The organism is Corynebacterium jeikeium, from assembly GCA_003955985.1.
GTDB classification, from domain to species: Bacteria; Actinomycetota; Actinomycetes; order Mycobacteriales; family Mycobacteriaceae; genus Corynebacterium; species Corynebacterium jeikeium_D.
Window position 1 is genome coordinate 1,712,093 of sequence record CP033784.1, and the last position, 14,500, is coordinate 1,726,592.

General features: G+C 59.2%; 10 protein-coding genes. 7 read left to right on the forward strand and 3 right to left on the reverse strand.

Annotation, left to right across the window (positions count from 1 at the left end):
• Nucleotides 1–193 precede the first annotated feature (193 nt).
• Complete coding sequence (gene asnB, locus EGX79_07515) at nucleotides 194–2,119, forward strand: asparagine synthase (glutamine-hydrolyzing) (protein AYX82044.1); 1,926 nt, start codon at nucleotides 194–196, stop codon at nucleotides 2,117–2,119.
• A 179-nt stretch (nucleotides 2,120–2,298) separates the two neighbouring features.
• Here the strand turns inward: asnB and EGX79_07520 are convergent, their stop codons facing one another.
• Nucleotides 2,299–2,640: an iron-sulfur cluster assembly accessory protein gene (locus EGX79_07520; protein AYX82045.1), complete on the reverse strand. Its 342-nt coding sequence runs from the start codon at nucleotides 2,638–2,640 to the stop codon at nucleotides 2,299–2,301.
• A 309-nt stretch (nucleotides 2,641–2,949) separates the two neighbouring features.
• Between EGX79_07520 and EGX79_07525 the strand changes: the two genes are divergently transcribed.
• The 4 genes from EGX79_07525 (at nucleotide 2,950) to EGX79_07540 (ending at nucleotide 6,337) form a co-directional block, all read left to right on the forward strand.
• A complete protein-coding gene (locus EGX79_07525; GenBank protein ID AYX82046.1) occupies nucleotides 2,950–3,714 on the forward strand; it encodes a DUF3043 domain-containing protein in 765 nt (254 codons plus the stop codon).
• Between the two features lie 11 nt (nucleotides 3,715–3,725).
• On the forward strand, nucleotides 3,726–4,319 hold the full coding sequence (locus EGX79_07530) for a bifunctional adenosylcobinamide kinase/adenosylcobinamide-phosphate guanylyltransferase (GenBank protein ID AYX82047.1): 594 nt from the start codon (nucleotides 3,726–3,728) through the stop codon (nucleotides 4,317–4,319).
• A 102-nt stretch (nucleotides 4,320–4,421) separates the two neighbouring features.
• Nucleotides 4,422–5,459 carry a nicotinate-nucleotide--dimethylbenzimidazole phosphoribosyltransferase gene (gene cobT, locus EGX79_07535; protein ID AYX82048.1) on the forward strand — a complete coding sequence of 346 codons (1,038 nt, stop codon included), beginning with the start codon at nucleotides 4,422–4,424 and terminating at the stop codon, nucleotides 5,457–5,459.
• Between the two features lie 5 nt (nucleotides 5,460–5,464).
• Nucleotides 5,465–6,337, forward strand: coding sequence for an adenosylcobinamide-GDP ribazoletransferase (locus EGX79_07540; GenBank protein ID AYX82049.1), 873 nt, complete (start codon nucleotides 5,465–5,467; stop codon nucleotides 6,335–6,337).
• Between the two features lie 567 nt (nucleotides 6,338–6,904).
• Here EGX79_07540 and EGX79_07545 read toward each other — a convergent pair.
• Both EGX79_07545 and EGX79_07550 read right to left on the reverse strand, forming a co-directional pair.
• Entirely contained in the window at nucleotides 6,905–9,007 is a 2,103-nt protein-coding gene (locus EGX79_07545) for a VWA domain-containing protein (GenBank protein AYX82050.1), read from the reverse strand.
• A gap of 264 nt (nucleotides 9,008–9,271) precedes the next feature.
• Complete coding sequence (locus tag EGX79_07550) at nucleotides 9,272–10,387, reverse strand: branched-chain amino acid aminotransferase (protein ID AYX82051.1); 1,116 nt, start codon at nucleotides 10,385–10,387, stop codon at nucleotides 9,272–9,274.
• A gap of 222 nt (nucleotides 10,388–10,609) precedes the next feature.
• On the opposite strand from EGX79_07550, the gene EGX79_07555 reads away from it, so the two are divergent.
• Both EGX79_07555 and EGX79_07560 read left to right on the forward strand, forming a co-directional pair.
• Nucleotides 10,610–12,148 (forward strand): leucyl aminopeptidase, encoded by a 1,539-nt coding sequence (locus EGX79_07555; protein ID AYX82052.1) that lies wholly within the window; start codon nucleotides 10,610–10,612, stop codon nucleotides 12,146–12,148.
• Between the two features lie 173 nt (nucleotides 12,149–12,321).
• A complete protein-coding gene (locus tag EGX79_07560) occupies nucleotides 12,322–14,352 on the forward strand; it encodes a pyruvate dehydrogenase complex dihydrolipoyllysine-residue acetyltransferase (GenBank protein ID AYX82053.1) in 2,031 nt (676 codons plus the stop codon).
• Nucleotides 14,353–14,500 lie beyond the last annotated feature (148 nt).

Below are 14,500 nucleotides of genomic sequence, written 5' to 3' on the forward strand. Positions count from 1 at the left end.
TTTCCCCAAAAGGCATTAAAGTAGGTGCAGCATTTCTATGTGGCGCCAATCTGGGGTTCAACCCAGCTACTCAGCCACGCGGCGGTCCTTCACGGCCACCGGTTAAGGCGACAACCAGTCGCGCTGAGCCGCTAGCTACGGAGCCGTCGAAAATCCATTAAGTGACACTAAGCGAAAGGTGCGCGCACGAAGCATGTGTGGTCTTCTCGGAATCCTGGCTGCAAATTCTGACGCAGCGGAGCTCGTTCCCGTTGTCGAAAGGGCCCTGCCCTGCATGCGGCACCGCGGCCCTGACGATGCAGGCACGTGGCACGATGAGGACGCAGTTTTCGGCTTCAACCGCCTATCCATTATTGATATTGCCCACAGCCACCAACCGCTGCAGTGGGGACCAGAGAATCAGCCGAATCGTTACTCCATGACCTTCAACGGCGAAATCTACAATTTCGTCGAACTTCGCGAGCAGCTGGAGAAGAAAGGCTATGCCTTTAATACCTCCGGCGATGGTGAACCTATCGTCGTTGGGTTCCACCACTGGGGAGCGGACGTCGTAAAGCACTTGCGCGGCATGTTCGGCATTGCCATTTGGGACAGCGTCGAGCGCAAGCTTTTCCTGGCGCGCGATCCGTTCGGCATTAAGCCGCTCTACTACGCCACCACAGAGCGTGGCACAATTTTCGGTTCTGAGAAGAAGTCCCTGCTCGAAGCTGCGCCGGAGATGGGCATCGATGCGAAAAAGCTGAATAAGCGTGCACTGGAGCACTACGTCGACCTGCAGTACGTGCCGGAACCGGAGTCTCTGCACACTGACATCGTCCGCCTGGAGTCGGGCTGCACTGCCATCGTTACGCCTGGTGGCGAAGTTAAGCAGACCCGCTACTTCAAGCCTAGTTTCCCGATTCAGCCAGTCGCTAAGGGCGCTGAGCAGGACGTTTTTGACCGCATTGCCCGTGCGCTGGAGGACAGCGTCGAGAAGCATATGCGTGCCGACGTCACGGTGGGCTCGTTCCTGTCGGGCGGTATCGACTCCACTGCGATTGCAACTTTGGCTAAGCGCCACAACCCGAACCTGCTGACGTTTACCACTGGCTTCGAGCGCGAGGGCTTCTCAGAGGTCGATGTGGCTGCCGAGTCCGCCGCCGCCATTGGCGTCGAGCACATTGTGAAGGTCGTCTCGCCGGAGGAGTTCGCCGGGGCGATTCCGAAGATTATGTGGTACCTCGATGACCCGGTAGCTGACCCTGCACTGGTGCCGCTGTACTTCGTGGCCGCAGAGGCTCGTAAGCACGTTAAGGTCGTACTGTCCGGTGAGGGCGCAGACGAGCTCTTTGGTGGTTACACCATTTATAAGGAGCCGCTGTCGCTGAAGCCGTTCGACAAGGTTCCATCTCCCCTGCTGCGCGGTCTGGCTAAGGTCGGCGAAGCTCTGCCAGAGGGCATGCGCGGCAAGTCGCTCCTGCAGCGAGGCACTACTCCGCTGGAACAGCGCTACTACGGCAATGCTCGTTCCTTTAACTTTGAGCAGCTGCAGGAAGTGCTGCCGTGGGCCAAGAAGGAATGGGACCACAGCGATGTCACTGCGCCGATTTACGCGCAGTCTGAAGGCTGGGACCCGGTGACTCGGATGCAGCACTTGGATCTGTTCACCTGGTTGCGTGGCGACATTCTGGTCAAGGCGGACAAGATCACCATGGCTAACTCCCTGGAGCTGCGCGTGCCGTTCCTCGACCGTGTGGTCTTCGACGTTGCACAGACGCTGCCGGTGGACATGCGTGTTTCTCACGGCACCACCAAGTACGCACTGCGTCGCGCCATGGAGCAGATTGTTCCGGAGCACGTGCTCAACCGCCGCAAACTGGGCTTCCCGGTGCCGATTCGCCACTGGCTGGCAGGCGACGAACTGCACGGCTGGGCCGAGGACATCATCCGCGAGTCCCAGACCGAAGAGTTCATTAATAAGGACGCCGTGCTCAAGATGCTCGCCGAGCACCACCCAACCGAGCGCGACCACTCCCGCCGCCTCTGGACCATCCTGGCCTTCATGGTCTGGCACGGCATCTTCATCGAAGACCGCATTACTCCGGACATCGAGCAGCGCGACTACCCCGTCGAGCTCTAGCTCGCTTTACGACGGTCCCCGCGATTCAGCCCCATCCTGCCCCGGCAGGCTGTCACCATCGCTGGGGCAACCAATAGAAAAGGCTCGGACCTCACTCAGTTAACAAGAGTGAGGTCCGAGCCTTTTTACTATCCGACGCTTTTCACAGCGTCTGCTGACAGCTCTGCTCAGCTAATGACTTAGTTGAAGGAGTCACCGCAAGCGCAGGAGCCAGTGGCATTCGGGTTATCGATTGTGAAGCCCTGCTGTTCAATGGTGTCAGCGAAGTCGATGGTGGCACCGGACAGGTACGGAACCGACTGGCGATCAACGACCAGCTTGACGCCACCGAAAACTTCGGCGACATCGCCGTCGAGGCTGCGGTCATCGAAGTAGAGCTGGTAGCGCAGGCCGGCACAGCCGCCCGGAGCCACGGAAATACGCAGTGCCAGGTCGGTGGCACCTTCTTGGTCCAGAAGTGCCTTTGCCTTGGCAGCCGCAGCTTCGGTCAGGGTAACGCCAGTGCTCTGAGCAGTAGTCATAGCGCGTGTCCTCCTTGTTGAAGTGTTTAAGTATGCGAGTCGACCCCAAGGTCGGCTACGTCATTATTTATCACAACCTTACCGGCCAGTCTTTAATTCCCAATTCTGGGTTCTCTTTTTCTTTCTCTTTTTCGGAAGTCTCTTTTTGCCGCCACATCGCAACCACACCACGGCTTCCCACGCCACAAGCGCACTCTTCCCGCCTGCCCCTGCGGCGGTCATCCCCAAAACCTCGCCCTTGCCCCGTCCCTGCCCCTCAACCTGCAACCTAATTAGGGAAGCACCTTGAAGACCTTATAATCTGGGGTCGTGAATCTACCGTGGAAAAAGAATGACAAAAAGTCCAAGGCAGCTGAGGCAGCTAACGCTGACGCAACCAACGCCGGAGACGTAGCCACCGACGCGACCGCATCCAGCGGGGCCAAGGGCACCGCTTCGGAGTCTCAGCAGCCCGAGAAGAAGCACAGCGGTGCTTTTACTCCCAAGAAGGGGCGCCCCACTCCGAAGCGCAACGAGGTTGAGCGCGAACGCGGCATCCGCCGTGGCCCGGTCGAGGCGCCGCTGACCGCTAAGGAAGCTCGCCAGCGCCGCAAGGAGCTCAAGGCTTCCATGTCCAAGGAAGAGCTCAAGGCCGCCAAGGCACGCGAGCGAGCAGAGCGACGTGAGCAGCGTCGCATTGCCGACGAGCGCATGGCCGCCGGCGATCCGCGCTACATGCTGCCACGCGACCAGGGCGCTGAGCGCAAGTTTGTCCGCGACTGGGTTGATTCCCGTCGCTTCCTCGCTAACGTGTTCCTCCCGTTCGCGCTGATTCTGCTGCTGATTATGATGATTGGCACTTCCCTGCCGAAGCTGGCCAACATCGCATCTCTCATCGCGATGGTTCTCATCATCGCCCTGATTATCGAGGGCATTTACATCGGCCGCCGTGCCATCAAGTTGACGCGTGAGTGCTTCCCGAAGACCACCGAAGGGGCCTGGGGACTGGGCTTCTACGCTTACTCCCGCGCTTCTCAGCCGCGTCGTCTGCGTACTCCGCGTCCGCAGGTCAACATCGGCGACGAAATCAAGTAGCCTCATCTGCCATGCGCACTTTGGTTCTCGGTGGCGCCCGCTCAGGCAAGTCCTCATGGGCTGAGCACGAGCTGCTGGCCACCGCCGCAGCCTCAACCGGCGGTGCCTCAGATGCTGCAGCCTCAACGGTGTTGCATTACATCGCAACAGCACGGCCCTGGCCCGGTGATAGCGATTTTCACTCCAGGGTCGAGGAGCACCGCATTCGTCGTCAAGCACAGGCAAAAGAGCACGGAGTGGCCTGGCACACGGTTGATGACGTCGATGCGGTGGAAGCTCTCGCGTCGCCGGAGCGGCGCATGCTGCTGGACGATGTCGGCACCTGGCTGACGCACATCATCGACGCGCAGGGGCTGTGGGAGGCGCCGAGGGGCAGCGTCGCGCCGTGGACGCACTCGCTTGTCGACGCCGTGCGCAACTTCCCCGCAGATTCCGACCTGTTCATTGTGTCGCCCGAAGTGGGCTTCGGTGTCATTCCCGAACACCGCTCAGGGCGGCTTTTCCGTGATGAAATTGGCCTTCTCAACCAACAGCTCGCAGCTGTCTGTGATCGTGTTGTCCTAGTTGTGGCTGGCTGCCCCATGGAAGTCAAGGCGGCGAACTAGATTCACTCCACGCCGCTTCCCCTATGACGGTCTGCCTAGCAATGCGAATAGCTGTGCACCAATGGTCGGTAGACAAATCGTTTTCGGGTAGCGTTTGAGAGTATGAACGCGGATTATTTTGGACCGGTAGCACGCCCTGACGAAGAGACTGAACAGGCCGCCCGCGCGCGCCATGAGCAGTTGACTAAACCCGCAGGCTCACTTGGCCGGTTGGAAGAACTCGGCATTTGGATTTCGGCGTGTCAGGGAGAATGCCCTCCGCGTGACCTGGACGATTGTCGTGTTTATGTCTTCGCTGGTGACCACGGTGTTGCCCAGGGCGGGGTGTCCGCGTACCCGTCCGAGGTGTCTATCCAGATGCTTGCCAATATCGAGGCAAAGGGTGCCGGCGTGAACGCTATCGCTGACATCGCGGGAGCCACTGTTACCGGTGTGGACATTTCCCTCGACCACGATGCCGAAGGGCCATACCGTATCCGTCGCAGCTGTGGTTCTATCGACCGCGAGGATGCGATGAGTGAGGAGGAGGTCGATAAGGCCATCCGCACGGGCATCGCGATTGCCGACGCCGCCGTTGATGAAGGCGCTGACCTGCTCATTGCCGGCGACCTGGGCATCGGAAACACCACTCCAGCCGCGGCGCTGATTGGTGCCGTGACCAACTCCGAACCGGTGGTCGTCGTCGGCCGAGGCACTGGCATTGATGACGAGGGGTGGAAGCTCAAGGTCGCTGCCGTACGCGATGCCATGTTCCGCGTGCGTCGCCTGCGCAATGACCCGGTTGAGGTGCTCCGTCGTATTTCCTCGCCGGATATGACCGTGATGGCCGCGTTCTTGGCGCAAGCAGCGGTTCGTCGCACTCCTGTGATTTTGGACGGAGTGGTTGTCACATCCGCTGCTCTGCTGGCTGACCAGCTCGCTCCGGGCGCCCGCGATTGGTGGGTCGCCGGCCACAAGTCGGCAGAGCCCGCGCACGCGCTTGCCCTTCGACACCTGGATAAGGAACCACTTCTCGAATACGGGATGCGTCTTGGCGAAGGCTCCGGCGCCGTCGCTGCCCTACCGCTGGTCAAGTCCGGCGTATCGGTCCTGCGCAACATGGCTACTTTCGCCGACGCAGGCGTAAGCACCAAGGACTAATCGACTTGTCCGACAAAGCCGGCCCGTCTCGCCAGGACAACCTCGACGGCGATCCCTCTGCTCACGGCAATGCCGTCGCTGAGGCCATCACCACTGCCCTGTCCTGGCTCACCATCCTGCCTTTCAAAGGCGCGAGCGTGTTCGACCGCATCACCGGCCGTCGCGCTATCGCCGCACTGCCAGTAGCTGGGCTCGTTCCTGCCGCGGGTGCAGTTCTCATCACGGCGGCGCTGTTCGCAACGTCGTCGTCAGGCACGCCCACGCTTTACGACGTCACCCCGATCCTCGGCGGCACCCTGATTATGGTGGCGGCACAGATGTTGACCCGCGCGATGCACCTGGATGGGCTGGCGGATGTGGCGGATGCCCTCGGCTCGTATAAGCCGCCGGAGGGGGCGCGGGAGGTGCTGCGCGATCCGAGCACCGGCCCAATGGGCGTGGGCTCCATCGTGCTGACGATGTTGACGACGACGACTGCTTTTGCCGTGATTGTGGCTAGTGTGCTGTCGCAGTGGTCTGCTGGTCAGATGTGGCCTGGTGTGGTTGCGCTGTGCTTGCCTTTTGTAGCCTCTCGCGCGGCAGCAACGACTGCCTGCTGGCGCGGCTTTCCGCCTTTTTCGAACAGCGGCTTCGGCTCTCTGACTGCCGGTACTCAGTCCACAGTCACGGTGACCTGCTGGTGGATACTGCTGCTCGCTGTGTCGGGCTGGGTGGTTGGGCTCGTGGGCGTAGTCGCTTGTGCACTGAGCTTTGGCGTTACACTGCTGCTGACGCGGCATTGCGTGAAGAGGTTTGGCGGAGTCAACGGCGACGTGTTTGGTGCGGTCATTGAGATAACGTGCGCTGTCTGTGCCGTGGCACTTGCCATAGGGTTCTAGCAGGGAAAATGCGCGCATTGCCCCCGTTGGGGTTTTCTTTAAAAAGAACTATTGACGGTCGCTTTGACGCGGACGTATTCTGAGGGCACACCGCCGGGAAGGCGGAGTACAGGAGGCTCGTTTCGGGGCTCGCCCAAATTATTTTGCGCCGACCGTTTGCCGGGGCGCCAAGAACGAGCACACCTTCTAGCCTCCCAGCTAATTAAAAAAGCGCGTCCCGCCGCAGCGATGCACGGGACGCGCTTTTCTTTGTTGGGGTGACACTCCCGGGGTTTAGGTTCAGTGGGGTTTGGGTTCAGTGGGGCTAGTGACTGCGGTTATGTTAGCGACAGCGGGCCAATGCGAGTTACTGACTGCGTTTATGTCAAAAATGGTCCGAAAAATGGCTTGAAAGTGTCATAAACTCACACAGTTTCACATCTGCAGCCCATAATTCTTGGAGTTGTCAGTTCTTGCGGCTAAGTAGCAAAAAATGTGCCCGCCAGCGATACGCCAAGCGGACACAATTTTGCTGCCTTCCCCACCCTGCCCCCCCCTGCTCAGGAACTTCCTGATCTTACGGTTTGTCTACTCCTTGCGCTTCTTGTTCTGGTAGACGATTGCGCCGGCAATGCCGATAAACACGGCGACCACTGCTACAACGGTGCCAATGACCAACGGGCTCATGCCCTCATCTTCCATGTCCGACGAGGATGCGGATGCCTGAGAATCCGTATCCGAGGAGTCAGATTCATTCGACGCATCTTCTGACGAGTCCTTTGACGATTCCTGTTCCGGCTCTCCCTTGGCCAGAATCGGCTTATCGGATGGAGTCGGGCCGTTCTTGTCAGTCGGTCGCCAGTCAGGCCCCTTAGTTGGCTTGTTGTCCAGGAGGAATGCGAGCTGGAACGGCTGATCGATGCCACTGACCTCTTCATCCGGGCGATAGTTAGCCATTCGGACAGTCGCGTAGTAGTAGCCGGCGTTGGCTACAGGTCGTCCTCCAACATTAGATTCTCGGTTGTTGTATTCGACCGGACGATCTGTTGACAAGTTCAGGTCCTCGGAATCCTGATAAAAGTGCATTGTTCCATCCGCCACGGAAACCTCGAACGGATTCAGCAGGGCAACTCCCATGGAATCGGCATTATCGCGCTCCGAATTTCCAGTGCGGGCAGCAATCACTGGTCGCTGACCCCACTCGACAGGGATCTTGTAGAACTTCTGTTCACCGGGCACGATTGTGTCAGAGATGTTATCCCCAGATTTAACTTCCGGCGCTTGGGCTGCGTTATTGCCACCGTTTACGGGCTTGGCCTCTCCAAAAGTGGCCTTTTTGTAGGCTTTGTCGCCGGTCGAAGAAGACCGCCCCTCATTTAGTTTGTCAGCATCCTGCTTCTTCAGGACTGGCTCAAACTGGACGCTAACCTCGACCTTCACCGGTTCATCACGATAGTCCGCTACTGAATCACCGTCATAGACCCACACGTTATTTGCGACGAGCCACTTGGTTTGATCGCAACTGGATTCGATGCGGTCACTATCCCATGCAAGAATGCTTGCATCAGCCGAAGTTGGAGTCCACGAATCGGCACTAGCTTCGGCGCCAGTCAGCGACCCCATACGACCGTCGTCCTGGCATTTTCCGCCAGTTTCATTGATGATTTCGTCAACTTCAGTTCGGACATCCTGCTGGCCTTTACCCTCAGCATCGATATTCGCTAACACCTTTGAGGTAACAATCGCGTTGTGTCCCTTCGGCACTGCGATTCGGTAGTAGAGCGGGGTGCGATCGTGCTGGGCAACCTCTGGCACCAGCGTCGTCTGGTACTTGCCCTCGCCGAGCCATTTCGCGCCTTCCTTAGTCTCGGAGAACTCGAAAGGAGTACCCGTGGTTTCGTAGCCCTGCACTGACCGCTGAGTCAAGAACTTCATGTGGTCTGCAAGCTGGGTAGCATCGTCCGCAGTCATGCTCTGTCCACCGGATACCTGCGCAACACACTCCAGCTCAGCGCGAGCTTCTTCATCGACCTTGAAGCCCACTGTGTGAATCGTCAGGCCAACACCCTGCCCTGCCAGTTCCTTCGCAACCTCACACACCGGTGGCGGCGCGCAGGTGTCGATACCGTCAGAGACCAAAATAATTGACCGCTCACCGTCTGGGCCAAGCTCATCAGCCGCCTTACGCAGTGCATTGCCGATCGGCGTATAGCCCTGAGCTTCCAACCCGGCAATCCTGCTCTTCAGGCCTTCTTTGTCGACCTTTTGGACAGGCGACAGCACCTCGATGTCCTGGCAACCACGTTCGCGGTTGGATTCATCACTGGATTCGCGCTGGCCATAAACCAGCATGCCAAGCAGCGCATCATCCGGGAGGGAGTCAATCAGCTCCGTGGATGCGCGCTTTGCCGCATCGAGGCGGGTGCCTCCGGCGTCGTCGGCAAGCATCGAACCAGACAGATCCATGATTAGCTCTGCTTTTGCTTCGCCCGTACCCCCTTCGCCCGTAGGAGCGGGCTGTTCCACCCCGGACGGCGAAGGCGAATCTTGGGCTGCCGCCACCGGAGCCGGAATCGCACTAAACCCAATCGTCCACGCAGCCAACAACAGAGTGACAACGATGGTTACCCTTAGGCGCTTTGAACTACTTGACGAAAAACTATCTTTAAAAAAGTCTTGAACTACCACCATCACAGCGCCTCAAACTGTTTTCCCAACTACAAAAATCAATCGTGTTGGTAGTTTTTCACAGTGACCCCGGTCACGCTAGAGGTGTTTTTAACGGCTAAACAAATGCCGCCTGAACAATTCATGAACCATGAGAAAATCGCACAGCCGTTGGGGAGCCAGCAAAGCAAAAACGCAGCCCCTGAACAGCGAATACTGAACAGGGGCTGCGAAAGTACTAATTCTAGTAACCACTATTAAATTTTTCTTAGCCGACCTACGCCGAAACTAAGCCTCAACGAGCTTGTAAATCCAACCGTGGGTATCCTCAACCTCGCCGTGCTGGATACCGGTCAGCCGCTCGCGCAGCTTCATAGTCCACTCACCGGTCTCGCCGCCGTTGATCTCGAACTCGCCCTCAGCGGACTTCACAAAACCGACCGGGGTGATGACTGCAGCAGTACCGCAGGCGAATGCCTCGCTCATAACACCGGAGGTGGCATCATTCTTCCATTCCTCGGTGGAAATGCGACGCTCCTCGACATTCATGCCCAGATCCTGAGCAGCCTGCAGCAGCGATGCCCGAGTAATGCCCGGCAGCAGCGAACCAGACAGCTCTGGAGTCACCAGCCGAACACCAGCGTCAGCATTCTCATCCGGGTAGATGAACGCCAGGTTCATGCCGCCCATCTCCTCGATGTACTTGCGCTCGACAGCGTCCAGCCACACAACCTGGTCGCAGCCCTTTTCCTCTGCCTGCTGCTGAGCCGCCAGCGAAGCTGCGTAGTTACCTGCGAACTTCGCAGCACCGGTGCCGCCCGGCGCGGCACGCACGTACTCGTGGGAGATCCACACGGTCACCGGGTTAATGCCACCGGAGAAGTACGCGCCGGCAGGTGAAGCGATGAGCAGGAAGGTGTAAGAGTTCGACGGGTGCACGCCCAGGGTGCTCTCGGTGGAGAACATGATTGGACGCAGGTACAGGGATTCTTCGCCACCAGCTGGCGGCACCCATGCTGCATCGGCTTCAACCAGCAGGCGGATTGCCTCGAGGAAGGTCTCCTCCGGCAGCTGCGGCATTGCAATGCGGTCAGCGGAGCGCTGGAAGCGACGGGCGTTCTGCTCCGGGCGGAAAGTAACAATGGAACCATCCGGCATGCGATACGCCTTCAGTCCCTCAAAAATCGACTGCCCGTAATGCAGGACCGAAGAAGACGGCTGCATTTCAATCGAACCGTATGCCTGCAGCTTGGCGCCATGCCAGCCTTTGTCTGCAGTCCAGTCAATTCGGACCATGTGGTCGGTGAAGTGCTTACCGAAACCAGGGTTGGCCAAAATCTCCTCGCGCTCGGCATCAGAGAGTGGATTCGGGTTACGTTCGATTGCAAATTCCAAAGCAGACATGTCTTTCATCCTAAACCGTCGAGGATCGAGTCGTATCAATACTCGCCCCCGAAAGACCGTGTTAGTCAGGGCAATGTCAGCGTCGCGGGCACTAGGCGCGGGTACATTCCAATAGTCGTGGCGCTGGCTCGTCAGTCCGCTGTCCAGGGGTGAAGGACACGAACCGGCAAATAGGGATACGGTGGTGTACCACATAGTACGACTACAAGGAGATGCAACTACATGTCAGTCCCCGCTAACAATGATTCGGCACAGCTCGGTGCCTCTCGCAACGCCGCTGTTTTGTCCAATTACCTGCCGGCTATCGGCACTCGCGTGGTCATCGCTGCCGACAACTCTCTGCCCGCGGACGCCGACGCGGTTCTCGTCGCGCTTATCGACGGCGAGGATGGCCTCGAGCTGGTCGCACCCGAGGCCATCGGTTCGGTTGCAGAGCAGCTGCTCGCCTCCTTTGAGGCAGTCTCCGCCAACGCTAAGGCCGAGTCCGTGACCACCATCCCGGCTCCTGCTGGCCTGGATGTCGACAGTGTCACGGGCGTTGGCGTGGGTTCTGAGGACCTGGATGCCGAGGACATCCGCCGTGCCTGCGGCGCCGCTGCGCGCCGTATGACCAAGGCCAAGGTGGTCTTTAACACTCTCGGCGCCATCGATCCGCAGGCTGCAGCCGAGGGCTTTGCGCTGGGCGCTTACGCTTACTCCGGTCAGAAGAGCGACGAAGAAAGCAACGAGGCCACCCAGAAGGTGGTTGTGTTGGGCGCTGATGACGACGTCGTAAAGCGCGCTTCGGCAATTGTAGATGCCGTTGCCACCGCGCGTGACTTCGTCAATACAGCATCGTCGCACCTCTACCCCGAGACGTTTGCTGACGCTGCTGCAGCGCTGGGCCGTGACGCGGGGCTCGAGGTCGAGGTGCTTGACGACGACGCTCTGCGCGCCGGCGGTTTCGGAGGCCTCAATGCCGTGGGTGGTGGATCCTCGCGCGGGCCGCGCCTGGTGCGCCTGATCTGGAAGGGCGATGAGTCGGCAGAGAATTCGCTGGGCCTGGTCGGTAAGGGCATCACCTTTGATACTGGCGGTATTTCGCTGAAGCCGGGTGCCAGCATGGAGAACATGATCTCCGATATGGGCGGCGCTGCGGCTGTTATTGCCACAGTCGTCCTGGCTGCTCGCCTAGGCGTATCCACCCCAGTGACCGCAACCGTTCCAATGGCGGAGAACATGCCGGGCGGTAAGGCGTACCGTCCGGGCGATGTCATCACACAGTACGGCGGTAAGACCATTGAGATTCTGAATACCGACGCTGAGGGCCGCCTCGTACTCGCAGACGCCATTGTCCGCGCCTGCGAAGACAAGCCGACTCACCTGATTGACACCGCTACCCTGACCGGTGCGCAGCTGGTCGCTCTTGGCGAGCGCACCCCGGGCGTCCTGGGTAACGACGAGTTCCGTGACCGTGTTGCAGAGCTGTCTCAGAGCATTGGTGAAAATGGTTGGGCAATGCCGATTCCAGTTGAGCTAGCAGAGGCCCTGAAGTCGCCGGTGGCTGACCTGCGGAATGTCACGAACTCTCGCTTTGGCGGTATGAGTGTTGCAGCTGCATACCTGCGCGAATTCGTTGGCGAGGATGTTGAATGGGTTCACATCGACGTTGCCGGTCCGGCCTTCAACACCACCGGGGAGTATGGTTATACCCCGAAGCGGGGCACTGGTGTTCCGGTTCGGACGATGTTCTCTGTGATTGAGGATTTGGCAACGAAGTAGCCGGTCATCCGACTGCGCCCCGCCCGGCTGGAATCCTGGCTGGAATGAGCTATTCCACGCACCAGTCGAAAGCGGGCGCAGCCCACGGGGCAAGCAGAGTTTTCAACCTGTAAGCTAATTTGTAATAACCGTCTTAAAACGAGATTTCTTAACTTTTCGAGGAGTGCACAAACATGGCGACCTCTATTGAGATGCCGGAGCTCGGTGAATCAGTTACCGAAGGCACCATTACCACCTGGCTGAAGAAGGTCGGCGACACCGTCGAGGTCGACGAACCGTTGCTCGAGGTTTCCACCGACAAGGTCGACACCGAAATTCCATCTCCGGTCGCCGGTGTTCTCACCGAGATTCTCTTTGAAGAAGACGACACCGTCGATGTTGGCGAGGTCATCGCAAAGGTCGGCGAGCCGGGCGAAGAGCCGGAAGGCGCTGACGATTCCGCTGAGGAGACCGAGGAAGAGGCTCCGAAGGAAGACGCTGAAGAGCCAAAGAAGGAAGCACCGAAGGCTGCCTCCGGTTCCGCTACTGACGTTGAGATGCCGGAGCTCGGCGAATCCGTCACCGAAGGCACGATTACCACTTGGCTGAAGAAGGTCGGCGACACCGTCGAGGTCGACGAACCGTTGCTCGAGGTTTCCACCGACAAGGTCGACACCGAAATTCCTTCCCCAGTCGCAGGCACCCTGCTCGAGGTCCTCTACGACGAAGACGACACCGTTGACGTCGGCGAAGTCATCGCTCGCGTTGGCGATGCAGACGCTGCTCCGGCCGCCAAGGAAGAGGCCGAGGAGGCATCTGCCGCAGTCGAGAAGGACGAGGAGCCAGTAAAGGCTAACGAGGAGACTGAGGAAGACTCCACTGACGTTGACGCTGGCGACGCTACTGACGTTGAGATGCCGGAGCTCGGCGAATCCGTCACCGAAGGCACCATCACCACCTGGCTGAAGAAGGTCGGCGACACCGTCGAGGTCGACGAGCCACTGCTCGAGGTTTCCACCGACAAGGTCGACACCGAAATTCCTTCCCCAGTCGCAGGCACCCTGCTCGAGGTCCTCTACGACGAAGACGACACCGTTGACGTCGGCGAGGTCATCGCTCGCGTTGGCAGTGGCCAGCCAAAGAAGGCTGCACCGAAGAAGGAAGCTCCAAAGGCTGAATCCAAGCCGGAGCCAAAGAAGGAAGAGCCAAAGGCAGAGTCCAAGCCGGAGCCAAAGAAGGAAGAGCCGAAGAAGGAGACTCCGAAGGCTGAGGCTCCGAAGGCTGAATCCAAGCCTTCCGCTAACAAGGACGTTCCTTACGTCACCCCGCTGGTCCGCAAGCTGGCTGACAAGCACGGCGTTGACCTGACTAAGGTCGAGGGCTCTGGAATCGGCGGCCGCATTCGTAAGCAGGATGTTCTGCGCGCTGCCGAGGGCGGCCAGGAGACTACTGCTGAGTCCGGCTCCAACTGGTCCACCAAGGGCGTTCGCCCTGAGCTCGCTGAGCTGCGCGGCACCACCCAGCGTGTCAACCGCATCCGCGAGATCACCGCTGCCAAGACCCTCGAGTCTCTGCAGACTTCCGCACAGCTGACCCAGGTCCACGAGGCCGATATGACTGCCATCTGGGATTTGCGCGCTACTAAGAAGGCTGAGTTCGAGAAGAAGCACGGCGCAAAGCTGACCTTCCTGCCATTCTTTGCAAAGGCAATCGTTGAGGCTCTGGTCAGCCACCCGAACGTCAACGCTTCCTGGAACGAAGAGACCAAGGAGATTACCTACCACGAGCAGGTCAACCTGGGTATCGCTGTCGATACCGAGCGTGGTTTGCTCTCCCCGGTCATCCACAACGCTCAGGATATGTCCCTGCCGGAGCTGGCTGCTGCTATTGCGGACATCGCAGACCGCGCTCGCAACAACAAGCTGACCCCGAACGACCTGTCCGGCGGCACCTTCACCATTACCAACATCGGCTCCGAGGGCGCTCTGACCGACACTCCGATTCTGGTTCCGCCGCAGGCCGCAATGGTCGGCACCGGCGCGATTAAGAAGCGCGCAGTAGTCGTCACCGAGAATGAGGCAGATGCCATTGGTATTCGCGCCATGGTCTTCCTGCCAATTACCTACGATCACCGCCTGATCGACGGCGCTGATGCAGGTCGCTTCATGACGACCGTTGTTGACCGCCTCGAGGTTGCTAACTTCGAATCGGATCTGCAGCTCTAAGCAGCTTGCTCCCCTCCTGGGGTAGTAGCGCCGCGGGAATCTAGCTGGCTTGCTAGCAGGAGGTTCTGCCTCTTCCCTGCCCGCGTTAGTCGCACTTTGCGGCTGACGCGGGTATTTCTTTTGCCGCATTCGTCCCGCAGTTGAACCT